This is a genomic window from Hydrogenophaga sp. FW305-3-2-15-A-LB1, from assembly GCF_058787875.1.
Genome location: NZ_JBYTAE010000090.1, coordinates 1 through 20,498, shown reverse-complemented (window position 1 = coordinate 20,498; position 20,498 = coordinate 1). Strand labels below are relative to the sequence as shown.

Sequence of the window (20,498 nt, the reverse complement as noted above, 5' to 3'; positions counted from 1 at the left end):
TCAGGCCCCCGCCTTTTCTGCGGCCTTGAGCGCGCGCTTCAAATCGTCGATCAGGTCGTCCGGGTCTTCCAGGCCGATGGACAGGCGGATCGTGCCCGGGCCGATGCCACCGGCCGCCAGCGCTTCGTCGCTCATGCGGAAATGCGTGGTGCTCGCCGGGTGGATCACCAGCGAGCGGCAGTCGCCCACGTTGGCCAGGTGGCTGAAGATCTTGAGCGCTTCGATGAAGGCCTTGCCCTGTGCGCGGCTGCCCTTGATGTCGAAGCTGAACACCGAGCCCGCACCCTTGGCACCGAAGCGCAGCAGCTTTTCGGCCAGCGCGTGGCTGGGGTGGCTCTCCAGCAGCGGGTGGCCCACGCGGCCCACCAGCGGGTGGCTGGCGAGGAATTGCACCACCTTCTCGGTGTTGCCCATGTGGCGGTCCATGCGCAGCGACAGCGTCTCGATGCCCTGCAGGATCAGCCAGGCGCTGTGCGGGCTCATGCAGGCGCCGAAGTCGCGCAGGCCCTCGCGCCGCGCGCGCAGCAGGAAGGCACCGACCGTGCTTTCTTCGCTGAACACCATGTTGTGAAAGCCTTCGTAGGCCTCGGTGAGCTCGGGGAATTTGCCCGACTTCTCCCAATCGAAACTGCCCGCGTCGACCACCACGCCCCCGATCACCGTGCCGTGGCCGCTGAGGAATTTGGTGGCCGAGTGGTAGACGATGTCGGCGCCGAGCTCGAAGGGTTTGACGAGGTAAGGCGTTGTAAGGGTCGAGTCCACCAGCAAGGGCGCGCCGGCCTCGTGCGCGATCTGCGAGACGGTGGGGATGTCCAGCACGTCCAGGCCCGGGTTGCCCACGGTCTCGCCGAAGAAGAGCTTGGTGTTGGGCCGCACGGCGGCGCGCCAGCCGTCGATGTCACCCGGTTTCACGAAGGTGGTCTCGATGCCGAAGCGGCGCATCGTGTAGTGCAGCAGGTTCTGGCTGCCGCCGTACAGGGCGGTGCTGGCCACGATGTGCGAGCCCGCGCCCATCAGCGTGGCCACGGCCAGGTGCAGCGCGGCCTGGCCGCTGGCGGTGGCGATGGCGCCGATGCCACCCTCCAGCGCGGCCATGCGCTGCTCGAAGACGGCGTTGGTCGGGTTGCTGATGCGGCTGTACACATGGCCCGCGCGCTCCAGGTTGAACAGCGCGGCGGCGTGGTCGCTGGACTCGAAGACGAACGAGGTCGTGAGGTGGATGGGCACGGCGCGCGCGCCGGTGGTGGGGTCGGGGGCGGCGCCCGCGTGCAGCGCGAGCGTGTCGAAGCCGGGGTCAGCGTAGCCGGACATATGGTCTCCAGTGGTTGCCTGTCGTTGCGGCGGGCGAGGCGCGCGCAGTGGTTTTGATTTGTATTGTGGGCTATATTGTCAGCACCCCAGCCCCATGGGGGACACACCAGAATTGAGGAGCACAGCCATGAAAGTCAGCGATATCCTGCGCGTCAAGGGAGGCACGCTGTACACCGTCCAGCCTCAGGAGACGCTGGAACGCGCGATCGAAACCATGTCGCAGTTCGACATCGGTTCGCTGGCCGTGATCGAGCACGGCGACCTGGTCGGCATGTTGACCTTCCGCGAAGTCATCCACACCTTGGCCAAGAACGGCGGCTCACTGGGCGGGCGCACCGTGCGCACCGTGATGGACGACCACCCCATGACCTGCACGCCCCAGACCGAACTGGAGCAGGTGCGGCCCATGATGCTGGAGCGCCACACGCGCTACATGCCGGTGATGGACAACAAGATGCTCATGGGTGTGATCAGCTTCTACGACGTGGCCAAGGCCGTGGTCGACAGCCAGAACTTCGAGAACAAGATGCTCAAGGCCTACATCCGCGACTGGCCCGAGGAAGAGTCGAGCAAGAACGAGCCGAACTTCCCCTGAAGCGCCGAGCGAGCTTCAGATGAAAACGCCCCGCATGCCGGGGCGTTTTTCATGGCGCGAACGAACGTTCAGTCCGAGCTGGCGTGGATCATGTCGCGCACGCGGGGATAGATCTGCTGGTTCCAGCGCCGCCCGCTGAACACGCCGTAGTGGCCCACGCCGGTCTGCACGTGGTGCGTCTTCATGTAGGGGCGCACGCTGCGGCACAGGTCCTGCGCGGCCACCGTCTGGCCCACCGAGCAGATGTCGTCGCGTTCGCCTTCCACCGTCATCAGCGCGGTGCGGCGGATGGCCGCCGGGTTCACGGTGCGGCCGTTCCAGGTCAGCACGCCGCGCGGCAGGTCGTAGGTCTGGAACACCTTCTCCACCGTCTCCAGGTAGAACTCGGCCGGCAGGTCGTTGACCGCGAGGTACTCCTCGTAGAACGCCTGGATCACGCCGGCCTCTTCGGTGCGGCCGGCGGCCAGGTGGTCGTAGATGTGGCGGAAGGATTGCTTGTGGCGGTCCGGGTTCATGCTCATGAAGGCGGTGAGCTGCACGAAGCCGGGGTAGACGCGGCGCATCATGCCGGCGTGCGGGAACGGCACGTGGCTGATCAGGTTTTTCTCGAACCACTCGATGGGCTTGCTGGTGGCGAGCTTGTTCACCTCGGTGGGGTTGACGCGGCAATCCACCGGGCCGGCCATCAGCGTGAGGCTGCGCGGCTGGGCGGGGTTGTCGTCCTCGGCCATGAGGGCCGTGGCGGCGAGCGCGGCCACGCAGGGCTGGCACACCGCCACCATGTGGCTGCCCGGGCCCACGGCCTCGGTGAAGCGGATCATGTAGCTGATGTAGTCGTCCAGCGAGAAGGCGCCGTGGCGCAGGGAGACGTCGCGCGCGTTGTGCCAGTCGGTGATGTAGACGTCGTGGTCCTGCAGCAGGGTGCGCGCGGTCTCGCGCAGCAGGGTGGCGAAGTGGCCGGAGAGCGGGGCCACGAGCAGCACCTTGGGCTGGGGCTCGGCGCCTTCCTTGCGAAAGCGCAGCAGGGTGCCGAAGGGCAGGGTGAGCACGGTTTCCTCGGTGACGGGGAATTCGCGTTCACCCACCGTCACGCTGTGGATCTGGTAGGGCGGGCGTGTGTGGGTCAGGCGCAGGCGCGAGATCACGTCGCAGGCGGCGGCCAGCTTGCGCATGACGCTGCCCTCGGTTTCGCGCAGCCAGAGCGCGGCGCTCAGGTGCTGCGCGGTCAGGCGCAGGGGCGAGATCAGGTCGGACTGGAGTTGGTAGGCCTGATACAGCATGGTTTCTTTCCTGGGACAACGTGTCGCATTGCAGGCAAGTTGCGGGCCAGCGGGGTGTTGCACCGGCGCGGTGCGTGGTGGGTGCACAGCGATGGCACAGGCCTTGCTCGGTGGATGCCCTCTGAAGGAGCATGTTCATGGCCAAAGCGGTACTCACGATCAGCAGCAAGAACTACGGTGCCTGGGCCTTGCGGGGCTGGCTGATGGCGCGCATGGCGAAGCTGGAGTTCACGGAGAACGTGATTTCGCCGGACGATCCGGCGATGAAGGCCGAGATGTTGTTGCTGTCGGCCTCGATGCGGGTGCCGGCGCTGGAGCACGATGGCATTCATGTGTGGGACACGCTGGCGATTGGCGAGTACCTGAACGAGGTGAAGCCGAAGGCGGGTCTGTTGCCGGCGGACCGGGCGGCGCGGGCGCATTGCCGGGCGATCTGTGGCGAGATGCATTCGGGGTTTTCGGCGATGCGCTCGTCGTTGCCGATGAACATCAAGGCCTCGTTTCCGAATTTCAAGCTGTGGTCGCGCGCGCAGACGGACATCGATCGCATCGAGGCGATCTGGAGCGAGTGTCTGGAGACGTATGGGGGGCCTTATCTGTTCGGCGGCAAGCCCTGCATGGCGGATGCGATGTTCGCGCCGGTGGTGACGCGTTTCATCACCTACGAGGTGGCGATCAGCCCTGCGTGTGTGGCGTATTGCGACACCATCATGGACTTGCCGGCGATGAAGGAATGGGTGGCGGCTGCGGAGGCCGAACCCGACGATATCGACGAGTTGGACGCCGAGTTTTGAGTTTCTTTCCTCTACCTCGCGGGCTCGGCCACCCGGGCGCTCTGCTCCGCGGGTGTCCCCCGGCGGCTGGTGCCGCCTCCTCCTTTACCCCGCTGCGCAGAGCGCCCGGGTGGCCGAGCCGAAGAAGCGGTGGCGCACGTCCGTTGGAGTGCCTTCACGGTGGCAAGGCTCCAGGGGTGGGTGATGGGCGCAGCGAAGTAAAGGGGGAGGCGGCACCAGCCGCCGGAGGACATTCGCGGAGCCCATCACCCGCCCCTGGGGCCCCAAGACCAAGGAGGCGCGAAATCAACCCCAAGGTGTCGGCTTGGGAATCTCACAAACCGGATCCACATCGATCGACTTGAAATCCGCAGGAGAAACAATCTCCAGGTACTCCATATCGGGCGAATAGTCGAACAGGTAATGCCGGATCCCAGGCCGCTGATGCACACAATCGCCGGCCTCCACCAGCGTCTCCTGATCCTCGTACATGAACCGCGCCCAACCCTTGAGCATGATCACGATCTGGAAATCCGCCTCGTGCCGGTGCCAGCCCGTGCCTTCCTCCGGCGGCAGATTCGCCTTCACCAGATGCGCAATCACCTTGCCGTGCGTCGCCTGGGCGATCCCCAGGTCGCGGTACAGGAAAAAATCGCGCAGGCCACCACTCACATAGTCGCCTTCGCCGCCCTTCACGTGAGAAAACAAAGTGGAGGTTCGATCAAGCATGGGACGCTCCTTTCTGGGGATGGACAGCAACCAGCTGCTGCGCCGCAGCACAAAGCACAAAATGTTCCCGTCCCCCAGGCCCGATCGCATGCACCAGACTGGCCCACCAACGCACCAGCGTGCCTCAGGGATAATCACCCCTCTATGAGCGGCAACACCTTCGGCACCCTGTTTTGCGTCACCAACTTCGGTGAATCCCACGGCCCGGCCATTGGCTGCGTGATCGACGGCTGCCCGCCGGGCATGGCACTCAGCGAGGCCGACATCCAGGCCGAGCTCGACCGCCGCCGCCCCGGCACCAGCAAATTCGTCACCCAGCGCAACGAACCCGACACCGTCGAAATCCTCAGCGGCGTGTACGAAGGCAAGACCACCGGCACCCCCATCGCCCTGCTGATCCGCAACACCGACCAGCGCAGCAAGGACTACGGCAACATCCTGCAGACCTTCCGCCCCGGCCACGCCGACTACACCTACTGGCAGAAATACGGCATCCGCGATCCGCGCGGCGGCGGCCGCAGCTCGGCCCGCCTCACGGCGCCCACCGTGGCCGCCGGCGCGGTCGCCAAAAAATGGCTCAAGGAACGCTACGGCACCACCTTCCGCGGCCACATGACGCAGGTCGGCGAGCTGGCCATCCCTTTCGAGAGCTGGGACCACGTGCCCCACAACCCCTTCTTCGCCCCGGTGGCCGATGTGTCGGCCATCGAGGCCTACATGAACGAGCTGCGCAAGAGCGGCGACTCCTGCGGCGCGCGCCTGCGCGTCACCGCGCAGGGCATGCCGGTCGGCCTGGGCCAGCCGCTGTACGACCGGCTCGACGCCGACATCGCCTACGCCATGCTCGGCCTCAACGCCGTCAAGGGCGTGGAGATCGGCGCCGGCTTCGCCAGCGTGGCGCACCGGGGCAGCACGCACGGCGACAGCCTCACCCCCGAAGGCTTCAAAGGCAACAACGCCGGCGGCGTGCTCGGCGGCATCAGCACCGGGCAAGACCTGGAAGTGCAGATCGCGATCAAGCCCACCAGCTCCATCCTGATCCCGCGCGAGACCATCGACACGGCCGGTCAGCCCACCGAAATCATCACCAAGGGCCGCCACGACCCCTGCGTGGGCATCCGCGCCACCCCCATCGCCGAGGCCCTGCTGGCCCTGGTGGTGATGGACCACGCGCTGCTGCACCGCGCCCAGTGCGGCGACGTGCAGCTGCCCACGCCCGACATCGCCGCCCAGGCGCGCGGCTGAACCCACGGCCGCCTGGCCTGCCGTGGTCGAGCGCCGTCAACTCTTCCCTTTCGCGGCTTTGTCCGCGAGCTACTTCGCGCACATCGGGTTCTTCAATCCGTACCTGCCGCTTTGGCTGAAAGAGCTGGGCTTCGGCCTGATCGCCATCAGCGTGCTCACCTCGGTGCAGTCGGCCACGCGCCTGTTCGCGCCCTACCTCTGGGGTTCGCTGAGCGACCGCACCGGTGAGCGCGTGCGCCTGCTGCGCTTTGGCGCCACCACCGCGCTGCTGCTCTCGCTGGGCCTGTGGTTCGACGGCGGCGGCGTGGTGCTGTTCGTGGTGCTGCTGCTCATGTTCAGCCACACCAGCGGCATGATGCCCATGAGCGAGGCCGCGCTCGCCCACCTGGTGAGCCAGAGCGGCGCCTTCGACGCGAAGCGCTACGGCCGCGTGCGCCTGTGGGGCTCGCTGGGCTTCCTGGTCACGGTGGTGGCCGCGGGCCTTTGGTTCGAGCGCTTCGGCCTGGTGCACTTTCCGGCCTGGACGCTGGGCACGCTCGCCGCCGTGGCCGCCAGCGCCTGGCTGCTGCCCGACTTCCGCGAACCCGCCCACGCCACGCAGGCGCCCCAGCCCGGCGTGTGGCCGGTGCTGCGCCAGCCGCCGGTGCGCTGGTTCTTCGCGGCGGTGTTCTTCCACGTGCTCGCGCACATCTTCATCTACGTCTTCTTCTCGCTTTACCTGGATTCGCTGGGCTACAGCAAGACCGTGATCGGCCTGATGTGGGCGCTGTCGGTGGTGATCGAGATCGGTTGGTTCTTCACCCAGGGCCGCTGGCTGCCGTTGCTGTCGCTCTCGGGCTGGCTGGTGCTGGCCGCCGCGCTCATGTCGCTGCGCATGGGCCTCACGGCCGGCTTCGCGCTGGTGTGGCCCGTGCTGCTGCTGGCGCAGGCCCTGCACGCCATCACCTTCGCCGCGCACCACACGGTGTGCATCGCCATGCTGTCCCACCATTTCCCCGGCCGCCTGCGCGGGCGCGGCCAGGCGCTCTACACCGTGGTGGGCTATGGCCTGCCCGGCGTGGTGGGGGGCATCAGCGGCGGCCTGCTCAGCTCGGCCTTCGGGCTGGCCAGCGTGTTCTGGCTGTCGGCCCTGCTGGCGCTGGTGGCCACGGGCTGCGCGCTGCGGGCCCGGGCGCTGAACACGGCGGTGTCGCCGGGGTGAACCAGAAACCCTCGCATGGATCGTTTATCGAACGAAAGCGTGCGAATATCGAACATACAGTGCGCGCAAACCCTGGTCATGCCGGAGGTTGACACCTAAAGTGCGGGGTGGCCCTGGCCGCTGGCCTGTTCCGTTTTCTTGATCCCCGGAGTTGTCGACATGAGTGATTTCCTGCTCAACCCACAGGAAGGCCGCGAGCCCCTGCAAGCCTCTTTCAGCGACGCGGCCAACCCGCTGGGCCTGGACGGCATCGAGTTCATCGAGTACGCCACCAGCAAGCCGCAGGCGCTGGGCCAGGTGCTGGAGATGATGGGTTTCCGCCCGGTGGCGCGCCACCGTTCGCGCGAGGTGCTGCTGTACCGCCAGGGCGGGCTCAATGTGGTGGTCAACGCCAACCCGGTGGACGCCAAGGGCGCCGGCCACGGCAGCGACGTGCCTTCGATCTCGGCCATGGCGCTGCGCGTGCGCGACGCGCGCGCGGCCTACCACTACGTGCTCGAGCGCGGCGCCTGGTCGGTGCCCACGCACGCCGAGGTGATGGAGCTCAACATCCCGGCCATCCACGGCGCGGGCGGCAGCCGCATCTATTTCGTGGACCGCTACAAGGACTTCTCGATCTACGACGTGGACTTCGTGCCCATTCCCTCGGTGGACCAGCACCCGCCGGCCACCGCCGGCATCCATTTCTTCGGCGTCGTGCAGTACATCGGCCCCGAGCGCAGCAACGACTGGATCGCGTTCTACGAAGAGCTCTTCGGCACCGAGCTGATCCCCGACGAACAGCGCTTCGGCATCATGCCCAAGGGCACGCTGCTGCGCACCCCGGCGCTCGACCCGTCGCAGCGCTTCATGCTGCAGCTCATCGAGCCCGAGCTGCACGTGGTGGACGCCGACGAGCGCCTGCAGCGCATTGGCCTGGGCGTGCCCGACGTGCTCGAAGCCGTGAAGGCGCTGCGCGCGCTCGGCGTGGAGTTCGTCGAGACCCAGGCCGCGCACACCGAGCAGCGCGGCGCCATCAGCAAGACCTACCTGGGCTCGGTCGTGTTCGAGCTGGTGCACAGTGAGAAGGAGTGAGGCCATGAGCCCGAACCGCGCTTCCATCGAGGCCATCAGCGGCTTCGGCATGGACACCATCACGCTGGCCGGTCCGCTCGAAGCCAAGCTGGCGGCCATGAAGGCCGCCGGCTTCTCGCAGGTGATGCTCAAAGCCAACGACCTGGTCGGCCACCCCGGCGGCCTGGGCGCGGCCGTGCAGGCCGTGAAGGACAGCGGCCTGCGCGGCACCGGCTTCCAGGTGCTGCGCGACTTCGAGGGCCTCTCGGGCCACCTGCATCACTACAAGGTGGACATCGCCAAGGGCATGCTCGAGATGTGCGCCGCGCTGGGCTGCAAGGTGCTGCTGGCCTGCTCGTCCACCTCGGCGCACGCCTCGCAGGACCTCGACCACATCGCGCGCGACCTGCGCAAGCTCGCCATGCTGGCCATTCCCTTTGGCATCCGCATCGCCTACGAAGGCCTGTCCTGGGGCCGCACGGTCAACGAGTTCACCACCGCGTGGGACGTGGTCTGCCGCGCCGACTGCCCCAACCTCGGCCTGGGCATCGACTCGTTCCACATCTTCGCGGCCAAGACCTCGCTGGAAGAGATCGACTACCTCGACCCGGCCAAGATCTTTCTGGTGCAGCTGGCCGACTTCATGTGGCAGGAGACCAAGACCTTCGAGGAGCGCATGGCCACCGCGCGCACCTTCCGCGTGTTCCCCGGCGAAGGCGTGCACAGCGAGCAGCTGGCCGAACTCGTGCTCAAGCTCGACAAGCTGGGCTACGAGGGCGACTACAGCTTCGAGGTGTTCAACGACGACTACCAGCAGATGCCGCTGCCGGTGGTGGCCGAGCGCGCGCGCCGCTCGGCGCTGTGGCTGGCCGAGGACGTGATGCGCCGCTCGATGCCGCTGCCCAACCAGATGCGCCTGAAAACCCTGCAGGCGTGATCAGCCTCGCCGCAGGCGCACGCCGAGCCAGCCGCACAGCGCGATGAGCGCGATGCCGACCACGGTCCAGACATCGGGCGCGTAGCCGAACACCACCCAGCCCGCCAGCGTGGCGAAGGCGATCTGCGCGTACAGGTAGGGCGTGAGGCGCGAGGCCGGCGCGTGGTGGTAGGCCTGGATCAGCAGGTAGTGGCCCACCGAGCCGAACACCCCGAGCAGGCCGGCAAGCGCCCACAGCGTCCAGTCGGCCATCGGCGCCCAGCCCCAGGGCAGCAGCAGCGAGCAGCAGGCCAGGCCGAGCAGGCCGGTGTAGAAGTGCATGGTGCCCGGGTCTTCGGTGCGCACCATGCGGCTGGTGAGGATCTGGTAGGCCGCGTTCACGAGCACCAGCAGCAGGGGCAGCAGCATGGCGCCGTGAAAATCGCTGCCCTTGGGGCGGATCACGATCATCGCGCCGGCCAGGCCCCCGATCACCAGCGCCCAGGTGAGCGCGGACACCGGTTCGCGCAGCATCAGCGCGGCCAGCAGCGTGACCGCCAGCGGCACCAGCATCATGATGGCGGTGAACTCGCCCACGGGCACGTGGCGCAGGGCCAGGTAGGCCACCACGCTGGAGCCCAGCATCAGCGCGCCGCGGCCGAACTGCCAGCCCGGCGCGCGGGTGTGCAGCAGCGTGCGCCCGCGCTGCGGCCAGAGCAGGGCGGTGGTCATCAGGGTCTGGGTGAGGTAACGCAGCCAGACCGCCATCACCACCGGCACGGCGGGGCCCACGTACTGGGAGGTGGTGTCCAGCAGCGCGAAGCACAGCGTGGCGCAGACCAGCAGCGCGATGCCCAGCGCGGTGCGTTTCGGGGATTGGGTGTCGGGGTTCGTCACGCCGGCTCAGTAGCTCAGCCGGGCCACGGAGCGCAACACCTCGGCCGTGGTGGTGGGCAGGCCGAAGAATTCCAGGTAGGCCGGGATCTGCTCGAACAGCATGTCCGAGCCCACCTGCACCGGGCAGCCGCGCGCCCGCGCGGCCGAGAGGAAGGCCGTCATCTCGGTGCGCATCACCACCTCGCCCACGAAGGTGCGCGCCTCCAGGCGCGACACGTCCATCGGCAGGGGGTCGCCCTCGTTCATGCCCATGGGCGTGGCGTTGACCACCAGGTCCATGCCGGCCGGGTCGTTGCTGCCGGTGCTCACCTCGATGCCCGGGTAGCTGGCCTTCAGGCGCAGGGCCAGGGCGCTGGCCGAGGTGGCGTTCACGTCGTGCAGCGCGATCGCGCCGATGCCCGCGCCGGCCAGCGAGGCCGCGATGGCGCTGCCCACGCCGCCGCTGCCCACCACCAGCACGCGCGCGCCCTGCAGGTTCAGGCCCTTGCGCTGCACGCCGCGCACGAAGCCCGCGCCGTCGAACATGTCGCCCACCAGGCGGCCGTCCTCGGTGCGTTTGACGGCGTTGCACGCACCGGCCACCTTCACCGTGGGCGTGACCTCGTCCATCAGGCCCACCGTGACCACCTTGTGCGGCATGGTGATGAGCGCGCCCCGGATGTTGGTGAGCGTGAAGACCGACTTCAGGAAGGCCGGGTAATCGGGCGCCTGGCAGCCCATGGGCACCACCACCGCGTTCACCCCCACGTGCTCGAAGTAGGGGTTGTAGATCATCGGCGACTTGAAGGTGTGCGTCGGGTAGCCGATGTGGGCGATCAGCCCGGTGGTGCCGTTGATCATGGTCGTCGCGGGGTGTCCGTCAGGCCTTCTTGGCGCGCGCGTGGTTCACGGCGGAGCGCAGGCCCATCAGGTAGCTTTCCACGCCGAAACCGGCGATCTGGCCTTGCGCGATCTCGGCCAGCACCGAGTGGTGGCGGAACGTCTCGCGCGCGTGGATGTTGGACATGTGCACTTCGACGATCGGGCAGGGCAGGATGGCCAGCGCGTCGCGGATGCCGTAGCTGTAGTGCGTCCACGCACCGGCGTTGATCATCACCGCGTCCACCTGGTCGAAGTAGGCCTGGTGGATGCGCTCGCACATCGCGCCCTCGAAGTTGGTCTGGAAGGCTTCCACCTCCACGCCCAGTTCCTTGCCCAGCTCGCTCACCTGCTCGTTGATCTGGTCGAGCGTGATGGTGCCGTACTGCTTGGGGTCGCGCTTGCCGAACATGTTGAGGTTGATGCCGTGCAGCATGAGAACTTTCATCGTCGCTCCAGAAGATGGGATGGTTGAAAAAAGAAAAAGGGGTCAGGCCAGTTCGACGACGCGGCCCGTGGTGGCCGCTTCGGCGATGGCTTCGGTGACGCGCAGATTGTCCAGGCCGTCGCGAGCGCTCACCAGTGGTGAGGTTTCGCCGCGCACCACGGCACCGAAATGGTCCATCTGGTGTTGCAGCGGATCGTCGCGCACCAGGCCCACTGTACCCACCTCGAAAGGCTTCCACCACGAGCGGTCTTCGGCGCGCGGGTAGGTCTTGAGCCGCATGGTGGGCACCGAGAGGCTGCCGTCGGTGCCGGCGATCACGTAGCAGTCCTCGTCGGCGTAGCTCGGGTAGGCCTTGTTCTCCTGCGAGGTCTGCTCCCAGCTGCGCGGGCAGGCGGCGGTGTCCGAGAGCATGAAGCTGCCGAGCGCGCCGTTGGTGAAGCGCAGGTTGATGGCCACCGTGTCCTCCACCGCGAAGCCGCGCGTGGCGTGCGACTTGAACGCCTGCACCGCGCCGATGTCGCCGCAGAGCATGCGCAGGTTGTGCACCTCGTGGATCATGTTGAGCAGGATCGGCCCGCCGCCGGGCTCGCGGCGCCAGGGGCTGTCGGCGAAATAGCCCGCGGGTTTGTAGAAGAGGGCGCTGCCCATCACGCTCACCAGCCGGCCCAGCTGGCCCGAGGCCACCACCTGGCGCGCCTTGGCCATGATGGGGCTGTGGGCCCGGTGGTGGCCGATCAACACGGCCGCGCCGCTGTTCTCCACCGCGTCCACCAGCCGCCGGCCTTCGGCGACCGTGGTGGCGATGGGTTTTTCCACCAGCACCGGCATACCTTCGGCCAGGCATTGCAAGGCCTGGGGCACGTGCAGCGCGTTGGGCGTGGCCAGCACCAGGCCGTCGGGCCGGTGCTCGCTGGCCAGCAAGGCCTCGATGGACGGGTAGAGCGGCACGCCCGCTTGCCGCGCCACGGCCTGCGCGGCCGGCGAAGGATCGACCACCGCGCTCAGGGTGCAGCCCGCGCTGGCCCGCGCCACGCCCATGTGGGCCTGGCCGATGTAGCCGGCGCCGGCCACGGCGATGCGGGTCTTGCTCATGACGGAGCGGCGTGCGTTGCGTTTATTTGCCGCGCACCTTGGCCAGCTCGGCCTGCAGGCTCTGAACGGTGTCCTGGCCCACGGTCACCGCGAACTTGGCGATCACCGGGCGCAGCTTGTCGCGCAGCTTGTCGGTCTCGGCGGCCGACAGCTCGGTCACCTGCATGCCGCTTTTCTTCATGTTGTCCAGCGCCACCGCCACCTGGCCGCGCGCCTGCTCGCGCTGGTACTTCGCCGATTCCTGCGCCGCGTCGGCCACGATCTTCTTCTGCGCCGCGTCCAGGTTGTCCCAGAACTTCTTGCTGATGATCACCGACTGCGGGTTGTACTGGTGGTTGCTCAGCACCACGTGCTTCTGCACCTCGTAGAACTTGTTGGCGTTGATCACCGTGAGCGGGTTCTCCTGGCCGTCGATCGCCTTCTGTTCCAGCGCCGCGTACACCTCGGGGAAGGGCAGGGGCGTGGGGTTGGCGCCCAGGGCCTTGACCCAGTCCACGTTGATCGGGTTGGGGATCACGCGCAGCTTCAGACCCTCCAGATCTTCCAGCTTGGTGATGGGGCGCTTGCTGTTGGTGATGTTGCGAAAACCCAGCTCGTAGTACGCCAGGCCGATCAGGCCTTTTTCCTGCAGCTTGTCGTGCAGCTTCTTGCCGAAGGGGCCGTCGACCACGGCGTCGGCCTCCTTCGAGTTGGCGAACATGAAGGGGAAGTCGTAGATCGCGAATTCCTTGACCTGGCTGGCGAAGATGCCCGAGTTCATCGAGGCCATCTCCAGCGTGCCGCCCTGGATGGCCGACACATTGGCCTGGTCGCTGCCGAGCGTGCCGCCGGGGAAGAGGTTGACCTTCATCTTGCCGCCCGACTTGGCCGCCACCAGCTCGGCGAATTTCTCCATGCCCATCACGATCGGGTGGCCCTTGGGGTTCTGGGTCGCGAACTTGATGGTCTTGTCCTGCGCGTGCACGGCGCCGAAGGCGGTCATTGCGAGGGCGGCGACCAGGGTCTTGAGCATCAGGCGTTTCATGTTGTCTCCAAAGAAATGAGGGCAGTGCGCTGGCATCCGGGGAACCTCGGCCCGCGGCGCACCGCGCACAGGCCGGGTGTGGAAAGGGAAGCTCAGTTGCCGATCAGCCAGCGCGCCGGCACCATGACCAGCGAGGGGAACAGCACCAGCAGGAACATCACCGCGAACTGCATCAGCATGAAGGGCATCACGCCGCGCGTCACGTCGTCCATGCGCATGCGGCCCACGCCGGCCACGGTGTTGAGCACGGTGCCCACCGGGGGCGTCACCAGGCCGATGGAGTTGTTGATGATGAACAGCACGCCGAAATACACCGGGTCGATGCCGGCGGCCTTCACGATGGGCATCAGCACCGGCGTGAGGATCAGGATGGTGGGCGTCATGTCCATCGCCGTGCCCACGGCGATCACCAGCAGCATGATGGCGAACATCAGCAGCGTGGGGTTGTCCAGCAGCGGCTGCAGCAGCGTGACGATCTGGTCCGGCAGCTGCGCCACCGTGATCAGCCAGGCCGAGACCATGGCCGCGGCCACCAGGAACATGATCACCGCCGTGGTCTTGGCCGCGTTCAGAAACACCTCGTAGAGCTGCTTGAGCGTGAGTTCGCGGTAGATCACGCCGGCCACGAAGAGGGCGTACACGGCGGCCACCACGGCCGCTTCGGTCGGCGTGAACACGCCCATGCGCAGGCCCACCAGGATGATCAGCGGCAGCATCAGCGCCCAGCCCGCGCTGCGCATGGCGCTGAGCACCTCGCCGGCCGACTTGCGCGGCGGCGGCTCCAGCTTTTCGCGCCGCGTGCTCCACCACCAGGTGGCCCACAGGCCGGCGGCCAGCAGGATGCCGGGGAAGATGCCGGCCAGGAACAGCTTGGAGATCGACACGTTGGCCGCCACGCCGAAGATCACGAAACCGATCGAGGGCGGGATGATGGGGCCGATCACGCCGCAGGCCGCGATCAGGCCGCCGCTGCGCGCCTTGTCGTGGCCGGCCTTCACCATCATCGGCAGCAGCAGGGCCGTCAACGCGGCCGCGTCGGCCACGGCCGAGCCCGAGAGCGCCGACAGCAGGCAGGCCGCGACGATGGTCACGTAACCCAGGCCGCCGCGCACATGGCCCACCAGCGCCATCGCGAAGTTCACGATGCGCTTGGACAGGCCGCCGGTGTTCATGATCTCGCCGGCCAGCATGAAGAAAGGCACGGCCAGCAGGGGGAAGCTGTTGGAACCCTCGATCAGGTTCTGCGCGAGGATCTGCGCATCGAACATGCCCAGGTGCCACATCAGGGCCACGCCGCTGAGCAGCAGCGCGAAGGAAATGGGAATGCCGATGGCCATGGCGGCCAGCAGAGCACCGAGGAAGATGGCGATGGTCATGGCGGTCTTCCGGTGCGTTCAGGCTTGGGGGTTGCCGGGGGGCGGCACGTCTTCGGATTCGCGGATGCCGATCAGCTCGTCCTCGCTCATCCGGCCCGCCAGCAGGCGCCACAGGTTCAGCAGCAGGATGGGCGCGGCCAGCAAGGCGAACACCATGCCACTGGCATAGAAATACGCCATCGAGGTCTCCATCACCGCGCTGGTGGAGTCCCAGTTGATCTTCACCTGTTCCCACGCGCCCTGGTAGATCAGCCAGCACACGTACAGCATCAGCGCCAGGCTCGCGGCCAGGCACAGCTTGCGGCCCAGCACCGGCAGGCGCGAGATCAGCGAGTCGGTGCCGAGGTGGGCGCGCTCGTTGAGCGCCACCACGGCGCCCAGGAAGGTCATCCACACGAACAGCCAGCGCGACAGCTCTTCGGAGAGGGTGATGCCCGAGTTGAAGCCATAGCGCATCAGCACGTTGCCGAACACCATGACCACCATGAGGGCGAGGAACAGCACCATCAGCCAGGCCAGCAGCCGGCAGTAGGTGTTGATGAGGTTCTGGATCACGCAGGTCTCCTGGGTTTGTTCCGTTCGAGTTGGTAATGTACGAACTGGTTAGTTTTCCACGAATCGGGGATTACCCTAGGTCGGCGCACCGGCCGTCGGGTCGTGAAAAACAAGGCCCCGGGAGGGGTGGTGCGTCAGGCGCGCACGTAGCGCAACACCATCTCGGCGATGGCGTCGCGGCGCGCGGCGGCGATCTTCGGGTCGCTCAGGTCGCGCTTGAAGATCAGGCCGAAGGTGTGGCGGTTGGACACATTGAAGAAGGTGAGCGCCGAGATCGAGGCGTGGATGTCGATCGCGTCGAGCCCGGGGCGGAACACACCCGAGGCCACGCCGCGTTCGTAGAGCCGGCGGATCGCCGAGATCGCCGGCACATTGAGCTGCTGGATGCTCTGGCTCTGCGCCAGGAACTGGCCCCGGTTCATGTTTTCCGAGATCACCAGCCGGATGTAGTTCTCGTGGCTGAAGTGGTGGTCGAAGGTGAACTCCACCAGCTTGCGCAGCGCGGCCTCGGGCTCGAGGTCTTCCAGGTGCTGCTGGCTCTCGATCTCCCGCATGCGCCGGTACGACTCCTCCAGCACGGCCAGGTACAGGCCCTCCTTGCTCTGGAAGTAGTAATAGATCATGCGCTTGCTGGTCTGCGTGGCGGCCGCGATCTCGTCGATGCGCGCCCCCGCCAGGCCCTTTTCGGCAAACTCCGCCATGGCCACCTCGAGGATGTTGGCCATGGTCCGCTCCGGGTCGTTGGTGCGGGTGGTTTCCTTGGCAGGCGCCACGCTTCGCGCGGCCCGCCGCTTGGAATGTACCGTTTCGTTCATTTGCGCAGTATAGGCCGGAGGGCCCCTGCTGCGGGCGTTTCAGGGCACCGGCGGGTTGCGCCGCAACGGGTTGAAACCCGTCACCAGCGCCGAAGCCAGCAGCACCAGCGCGCCGCCCACGAAGATGCCCGACGACAGCTCTTCGCCCAGGAACAGGTGGCCCCAGGTCACGCCGAACACCGGGATCAGGAACACCGGGCTCATCGCCGCCACCGGCGTCACGTGGCGGATGATGCGCAGGTGCGCCCAGTAGGCCAGGCCCGAGGTGACCACGCCCATCACCAGCACCGCCGCCATGCCCGTGGGCGTGAACGTGGCTTGCGGCCAGGCCCAGAGCGCGCCCGGCAGCACCAGCACCATCGCGCCCGCGTGGATGCCCGCCGCGATCGCCAGCGGCTGCATGCGCGTGGTGGCGCGCTTCATGAGCGGCGTGGAGCAGCCGTAACACGCGGCCGCCAGCACGCAGGCCAGGGCCGCCGCGATCGTGGCCGCGTCAGGCCGCACCGGGCCGAGCCGCACGATCAGGCCCACGCCGATGAAGCCGCACACGCAACCCAGCAGCTTGCGCGCCGTGAGCGTGTCTTCCTTGAACCAGCTCGAGGCGAGGGTGCCGAACAGCACCGCCGTGGTGTTGAGCAGCGCGCTGTAGCCCGCCGGCAACCGCAGCCCGGCCCAGGCGTACAGCAGAAAGGGCACGGCCACCGACAGCCCGCCCATCAACAGCAGCTCGCGCCAGTAGCGCCACGGCCACTGCTGCTTCAGGCCCCGCATGATCAGCGCCAGCGTGAGCCCGGCCAGCGCCACGCGGCAACCCGCCAGCACCAGCGGCCCCATTTCGGGCACCGCCACGCGGATGAACAGGAACGACGCGCCCCAGAGCGCCGACAGGCCGACCAGTTGCAGGAAGTGGCGGGATTTCAAACCAGCGGCACGGTGAGCTGCCGCACCACGGGCTGGGTGTCGGGGCGCACGCCGCGCCACCACAGAAACGCCTCGGCCGCCTGCTCCACCAGCATGCCCACGCCATCGGCCACGCGCTCCACGCCCGCGGCCTTGGCCTGCCGCAGGAAAGGCGTGAGGCCCTTGCCGTAGACCATGTCGTAGGCCAGCGCGCCCGGGGCGAACAGGCCGTCCGGCAGCGGCAGCGCCTCCTGCGAAAGCCCGGTGGACGTGGCGTTGATCACCACGTCGAAACTCTGGCCCAGCAGCGTGTCGTAGCCGCCGGTCTGCAGCGGCACATGGGCAGCGAAATCGTGCCGCAGCGCGTGCGCCTTCTCGGGCGTGCGGTTCGCCACCGACAGCAGCGCCGGCTGCTCCGCCGCGATCGGCAGCAAGGCGCCGCGCGTGGCGCCGCCCGCGCCCAGCAGCAGCACGCGCTTGCCCTGGAGCGGCACGCCCAGGTTGCGCTGCAGGTCGTTCACCAGGCCCACGCCGTCGAAGTTGTCGGCCAGGATGCGCTCGCCCTCGAACTTCAGGCAGTTGGCCGCGCCCGCCAGCCGCGCGCGCTCGCTCGGCTCCGTGGCGATCTCGAACGCCTGCAGCTTGAACGGCAGGCTCACGTTCAGCCCACGCCCGCCGCTCGCCCGAAAGCCCAGCACCGTGTCCGCGAAACCGTCCAGCGGCGTCTCGATGGCGGTGTAGCCCAGGTCCTGCCCCGTGCTCTGGGCGAACTGGGTGTGGATCAGCGGCGATTTGCTGTGGCCAATGGGGTGGCCGAGAACGGCGTAGCGGTCGGTCATAAAGCGGGGAGTGGGGCAGGCCGGGGTTGAGAAAGCAACATTGTGGCGCAAGCCCCTGGGCCGGCCACGGGCATGGCCCCCGGCCTACCATGGCGGCCATGAACACCACCCCCCTCAAGATCGATTTCGTGTCCGACGTGTCCTGCCCTTGGTGCGCCGTGGGCCTGGGCGCGCTCGAAAAAGCGCTGCAGAAACTGCAGGGCGACGTGTCGGCCGAACTGCACTTCCAGCCCTTCGAGCTCAACCCCAAGATGGGCCCCGAAGGCCAGGACATCGGCGAACACCTCGCCGAGAAATACGGCTCCACGCCCGATCAGCAGGCGCAGATCCGCAACACCATCCGCGCGCGCGGCGCCGAAGTGGGCTTCGCCTTCAATCCCGAAGGCCGGGGCCGCATCTGGAACACCTTCGACGCCCACCGCCTGCTGCACTGGGCCGGCGAAGAAGGCGCGCCCGGCCAGCAGCACGCGCTCAAGAAAGCGCTCATGGCCGCCTGCCACACCCGCAGCGAAGCCATGGGCCACCACGACGTGCTGCTCGGTTGCGTGCGCGAAGCCGGGCTGGACGAAGCGCGGGCCAAAGCCATCCTCGCCAGCGACGAATACGCGCAAGACGTGCGCGAGCGCGAAGCCTTCTACACCAGCCACGGCATCCACTCCGTGCCCGCCGTCATCATCAACGACAAGCACCTCATCTCCGGCGGCCAGCCGGCGGCGGTGTTCGAACAGGCGCTGCGGCAGATCGCGGCCGAGTGAGCCGGGGCTTCAGTACAGCCTGATCGCCACGTCGAAATGCCAGGTGCGGCGGATCTCGACCACGTCGTACTGGCGCGAGAGCGCGGGTGAAAACGCCGGGTAGTTGGCCAGGCTCTGGATGATGCGCGGGATCGCCTCGTCGATCGCCGCCACGCCGCTGGTGCGCACGAAGGTGACCGACTCCACCGAGCCATCGGCGCGGATCGCCACCGTCACCACCGGGTTGGTGTGCGGCTGCTTCACCGCCTCGCGCACCAGCTCGAAGGTGTTGCTGTTCAGCTGGATCTTGCGCGCCCAGGCCTCGGCGTAGCGCACCAGCTCCTCGTTGTTGTCCACCAGCCCGAACAGGCGGCCCCGGCGCAGCGGGCTCCCCTGCGGGTCGCGCAGCGCCGCCGCATCGGCCGCGTCGCGCCGGGCACGTTCCTCGTCCAGCTGCCGGCCGATCGCGCGCAGCCGCTCTTCGCGCTTGGCCTCGTGCTCCGCGCGCTCGGCGGCCAGGCGCGCGGCCTCGGTGCGCGCGCCGTCCTGAGCGGCCGCCTGCTGCGCCGCTGCCTGCTGGGCAGCGGCTTGTTGTTGCGCGGCGGCCTGCGCCGCAGCCGCCTGGCGTTCGCCTTCCTGCCGCGCAGCCTCGGCCGCCCGGGCTGCGGCTTCCTGCCGAGCGGCTTCCTGGGCCGCCGCCTGTTGCGCGGCAGCCGCTTGCGCCGCCGCCGCCGCAGCTGCTGCTGCCTGCTGCGCTGCCGCTTGTTGAGCTGCGGCCTGCTGTGCCGCTGCTTGTTGCGCAGCAGCTTGCTGGGCAGCCGCCTGTGCCGCCGCCGCTTGCCGTTCGGCATCAAGCCGCGCGGCCTCGGCCCGGGCGGCTTCCTGGCGTGCGGCTTCTTGCGCGGCCAATTGCTGCGCGGCAGCGCGCTGCGCCGCCGCCTGCCGCTCCGCCTCCAGCCGGGCGGCTTCGAGGCGGGCCGCCTCCTGCCGCGCGGCCTCTTGCTGCGCCGCCAACTGGCGCTCGGCCTCCAGTCGCGCTGCCTCCACACGGTCCGCTTCCACCCGAGCGGCTTCCTGGCGAGCCGCCTCCTGCTGGGCCTGGGTCGCTGCCTCGCGCTGGGCTTGGGCTGCAGCAGCCGCCTGCTGCGCCGCCGCGCGTTGGGCCGCCGCCTGCCGCTCGGCCTCCAGGCGCGCGGCCTCGGCCCGCGCCGCTTCCTGGCGGGCGATCTCTTCGCGCCGCTGGGCCTCTTGCTGAGCCGCAGCCTGTTGTTGTTGCTGTTGCGCGGCTTCCCGCTGCGCTGCGGCTTGTCGCTCGGCCGCCTGCCGAGCCGCCTCGGCCCGGGCGCTCTCCTGGCGAGCGGCTTCCTGCCGTGCGGCCTCTTGCTGGGCCACTGCCGCCGCCCGCGCAGCCGCCGCCTGCCGCTCGGCGGCCTCGCGCCTGGCGGCTTCGGCCTGTTGTGCTGCGGCTTCGCGACGCGCGGCCTCTTCGCGGGCCGTGGCCTGGCGCTCGGCCTCCTGGCGTTCCACCTCCAGCCGCGCAATTTCCACGCGCGCCGCTTCGCGCTCGGCTTCCTGCCGGGTCGCTTCGTCCTGGCGCGCAACGGCTTCCGCGCGCTCGGCCTCCAGCCGCGCCATCTCGAAGCGCTTCGCTTCCTGGCGCTCAGCTTCCTGCCGTTGCTGCTGCTGCAGTTGCTGGGCTTCCTGCTCGGCGCGCTCGCGCAAGGCCCGCTCGGCGGCAGCGGCCTGTTCGCGCTGCGCCCGTTGCTCGCGGTCGATCTCCGCCGCGTCGCGCGGCGGTGGCATCGCGGCCTCCATGCTCGGGGGCGGGGGCGCGGCCGCCGCCACCACGGCGGGCGC

Annotated in this window: 21 protein-coding genes; 7 read left to right on the top strand and 14 right to left on the bottom strand. The window is 68.3% G+C overall.

Going from position 1 to position 20,498, the window contains the following annotated elements; genetic code table 11:
- Nucleotides 1-1,311, bottom strand: a complete 1,311-nt coding sequence (locus AC3WPZ_RS23305; RefSeq protein WP_382159031.1) for an O-acetylhomoserine aminocarboxypropyltransferase — start codon at nt 1,309-1,311, stop codon at nt 1-3.
- A gap of 127 nt (nt 1,312-1,438) precedes the next feature.
- Here AC3WPZ_RS23305 and AC3WPZ_RS23300 point away from each other — a divergent pair, with 127 nt between their 5' ends.
- Nucleotides 1,439-1,906 carry a CBS domain-containing protein gene (locus AC3WPZ_RS23300; RefSeq protein WP_291114768.1) on the top strand — a complete coding sequence of 156 codons (468 nt, stop codon included), beginning with the start codon at nt 1,439-1,441 and terminating at the stop codon, nt 1,904-1,906.
- A gap of 68 nt (nt 1,907-1,974) precedes the next feature.
- Here AC3WPZ_RS23300 and AC3WPZ_RS23295 read toward each other — a convergent pair whose 3' ends face one another.
- The gene (locus AC3WPZ_RS23295; RefSeq protein WP_492441778.1) at nt 1,975-3,186 is read right to left on the bottom strand and encodes a polyhydroxyalkanoate depolymerase; all 1,212 of its coding nucleotides are present in this window, start codon (nt 3,184-3,186) and stop codon (nt 1,975-1,977) included.
- A 137-nt stretch (nt 3,187-3,323) separates the two neighbouring features.
- Here AC3WPZ_RS23295 and AC3WPZ_RS23290 point away from each other — a divergent pair, with 137 nt between their 5' ends.
- Nucleotides 3,324-3,980: a glutathione S-transferase gene (locus AC3WPZ_RS23290; RefSeq protein WP_382323961.1), complete on the top strand. Its 657-nt coding sequence runs from the start codon at nt 3,324-3,326 to the stop codon at nt 3,978-3,980.
- Nucleotides 3,981-4,265: 285 nt separating this feature from the next.
- Here the strand turns inward: AC3WPZ_RS23290 and AC3WPZ_RS23285 are convergent, their stop codons facing one another.
- The gene (locus AC3WPZ_RS23285) at nt 4,266-4,688 is read right to left on the bottom strand and encodes a cupin domain-containing protein (protein WP_492441776.1); all 423 of its coding nucleotides are present in this window, start codon (nt 4,686-4,688) and stop codon (nt 4,266-4,268) included.
- 144 nt (nt 4,689-4,832) lie between these two features.
- Between AC3WPZ_RS23285 and aroC the strand changes: the two genes are divergently transcribed.
- From aroC to AC3WPZ_RS23265, 4 genes are all read left to right on the top strand, one after another.
- Nucleotides 4,833-5,933 (top strand): chorismate synthase, encoded by a 1,101-nt coding sequence (aroC, locus tag AC3WPZ_RS23280; protein ID WP_382323965.1) that lies wholly within the window; start codon nt 4,833-4,835, stop codon nt 5,931-5,933.
- Nucleotides 5,934-5,955: 22 nt separating this feature from the next.
- Nucleotides 5,956-7,134 carry an MFS transporter gene (locus AC3WPZ_RS23275; protein ID WP_492441774.1) on the top strand — a complete coding sequence of 393 codons (1,179 nt, stop codon included), beginning with the start codon at nt 5,956-5,958 and terminating at the stop codon, nt 7,132-7,134.
- A 159-nt stretch (nt 7,135-7,293) separates the two neighbouring features.
- A complete protein-coding gene (locus AC3WPZ_RS23270) occupies nt 7,294-8,208 on the top strand; it encodes a 4-hydroxyphenylpyruvate dioxygenase (protein WP_382323969.1) in 915 nt (304 codons plus the stop codon).
- Nucleotides 8,209-8,212: 4 nt separating this feature from the next.
- Entirely contained in the window at nt 8,213-9,124 is a 912-nt protein-coding gene (locus tag AC3WPZ_RS23265; protein WP_492432426.1) for a sugar phosphate isomerase/epimerase family protein, read from the top strand.
- Here AC3WPZ_RS23265 and AC3WPZ_RS23260 read toward each other — a convergent pair whose 3' ends face one another.
- From AC3WPZ_RS23260 to aroE, 10 genes are all read right to left on the bottom strand, one after another.
- Nucleotides 9,125-10,000, bottom strand: coding sequence for a DMT family transporter (locus AC3WPZ_RS23260; RefSeq protein ID WP_492441772.1), 876 nt, complete (start codon nt 9,998-10,000; stop codon nt 9,125-9,127).
- Between the two features lie 6 nt (nt 10,001-10,006).
- Nucleotides 10,007-10,840: a shikimate dehydrogenase family protein gene (locus tag AC3WPZ_RS23255; protein WP_492441770.1), complete on the bottom strand. Its 834-nt coding sequence runs from the start codon at nt 10,838-10,840 to the stop codon at nt 10,007-10,009.
- 19 nt (nt 10,841-10,859) lie between these two features.
- A complete protein-coding gene (gene aroQ, locus AC3WPZ_RS23250; protein ID WP_492441768.1) occupies nt 10,860-11,306 on the bottom strand; it encodes a type II 3-dehydroquinate dehydratase in 447 nt (148 codons plus the stop codon).
- A gap of 42 nt (nt 11,307-11,348) precedes the next feature.
- A complete protein-coding gene (locus AC3WPZ_RS23245) occupies nt 11,349-12,398 on the bottom strand; it encodes a Gfo/Idh/MocA family protein (protein WP_492432423.1) in 1,050 nt (349 codons plus the stop codon).
- Between the two features lie 22 nt (nt 12,399-12,420).
- Complete coding sequence (locus AC3WPZ_RS23240) at nt 12,421-13,422, bottom strand: TRAP transporter substrate-binding protein (protein ID WP_382159012.1); 1,002 nt, start codon at nt 13,420-13,422, stop codon at nt 12,421-12,423.
- Between the two features lie 92 nt (nt 13,423-13,514).
- On the bottom strand, nt 13,515-14,798 hold the full coding sequence (locus AC3WPZ_RS23235) for a TRAP transporter large permease (protein ID WP_492432421.1): 1,284 nt from the start codon (nt 14,796-14,798) through the stop codon (nt 13,515-13,517).
- An 18-nt stretch (nt 14,799-14,816) separates the two neighbouring features.
- Entirely contained in the window at nt 14,817-15,353 is a 537-nt protein-coding gene (locus AC3WPZ_RS23230) for a TRAP transporter small permease (RefSeq protein ID WP_492441765.1), read from the bottom strand.
- Nucleotides 15,354-15,487: 134 nt separating this feature from the next.
- Entirely contained in the window at nt 15,488-16,168 is a 681-nt protein-coding gene (locus AC3WPZ_RS23225; protein ID WP_382323979.1) for a TetR family transcriptional regulator, read from the bottom strand.
- Nucleotides 16,169-16,207: 39 nt separating this feature from the next.
- A complete protein-coding gene (locus AC3WPZ_RS23220; RefSeq protein ID WP_444688767.1) occupies nt 16,208-17,089 on the bottom strand; it encodes a DMT family transporter in 882 nt (293 codons plus the stop codon).
- Complete coding sequence (gene aroE, locus AC3WPZ_RS23215) at nt 17,086-17,907, bottom strand: shikimate dehydrogenase (RefSeq protein ID WP_492441763.1); 822 nt, start codon at nt 17,905-17,907, stop codon at nt 17,086-17,088. Before aroE ends, AC3WPZ_RS23220 begins: the two co-directional genes overlap by 4 nt.
- A gap of 89 nt (nt 17,908-17,996) precedes the next feature.
- On the opposite strand from aroE, the gene AC3WPZ_RS23210 reads away from it, so the two are divergent.
- Nucleotides 17,997-18,662, top strand: coding sequence for a DsbA family oxidoreductase (locus tag AC3WPZ_RS23210; protein ID WP_492441761.1), 666 nt, complete (start codon nt 17,997-17,999; stop codon nt 18,660-18,662).
- Nucleotides 18,663-18,671: 9 nt separating this feature from the next.
- Here the strand turns inward: AC3WPZ_RS23210 and AC3WPZ_RS23205 are convergent.
- A partial coding sequence (locus AC3WPZ_RS23205; RefSeq protein WP_492441758.1) for a TonB C-terminal domain-containing protein occupies nt 18,672-20,498 on the bottom strand: 1,827 nt, incomplete at its 5' end.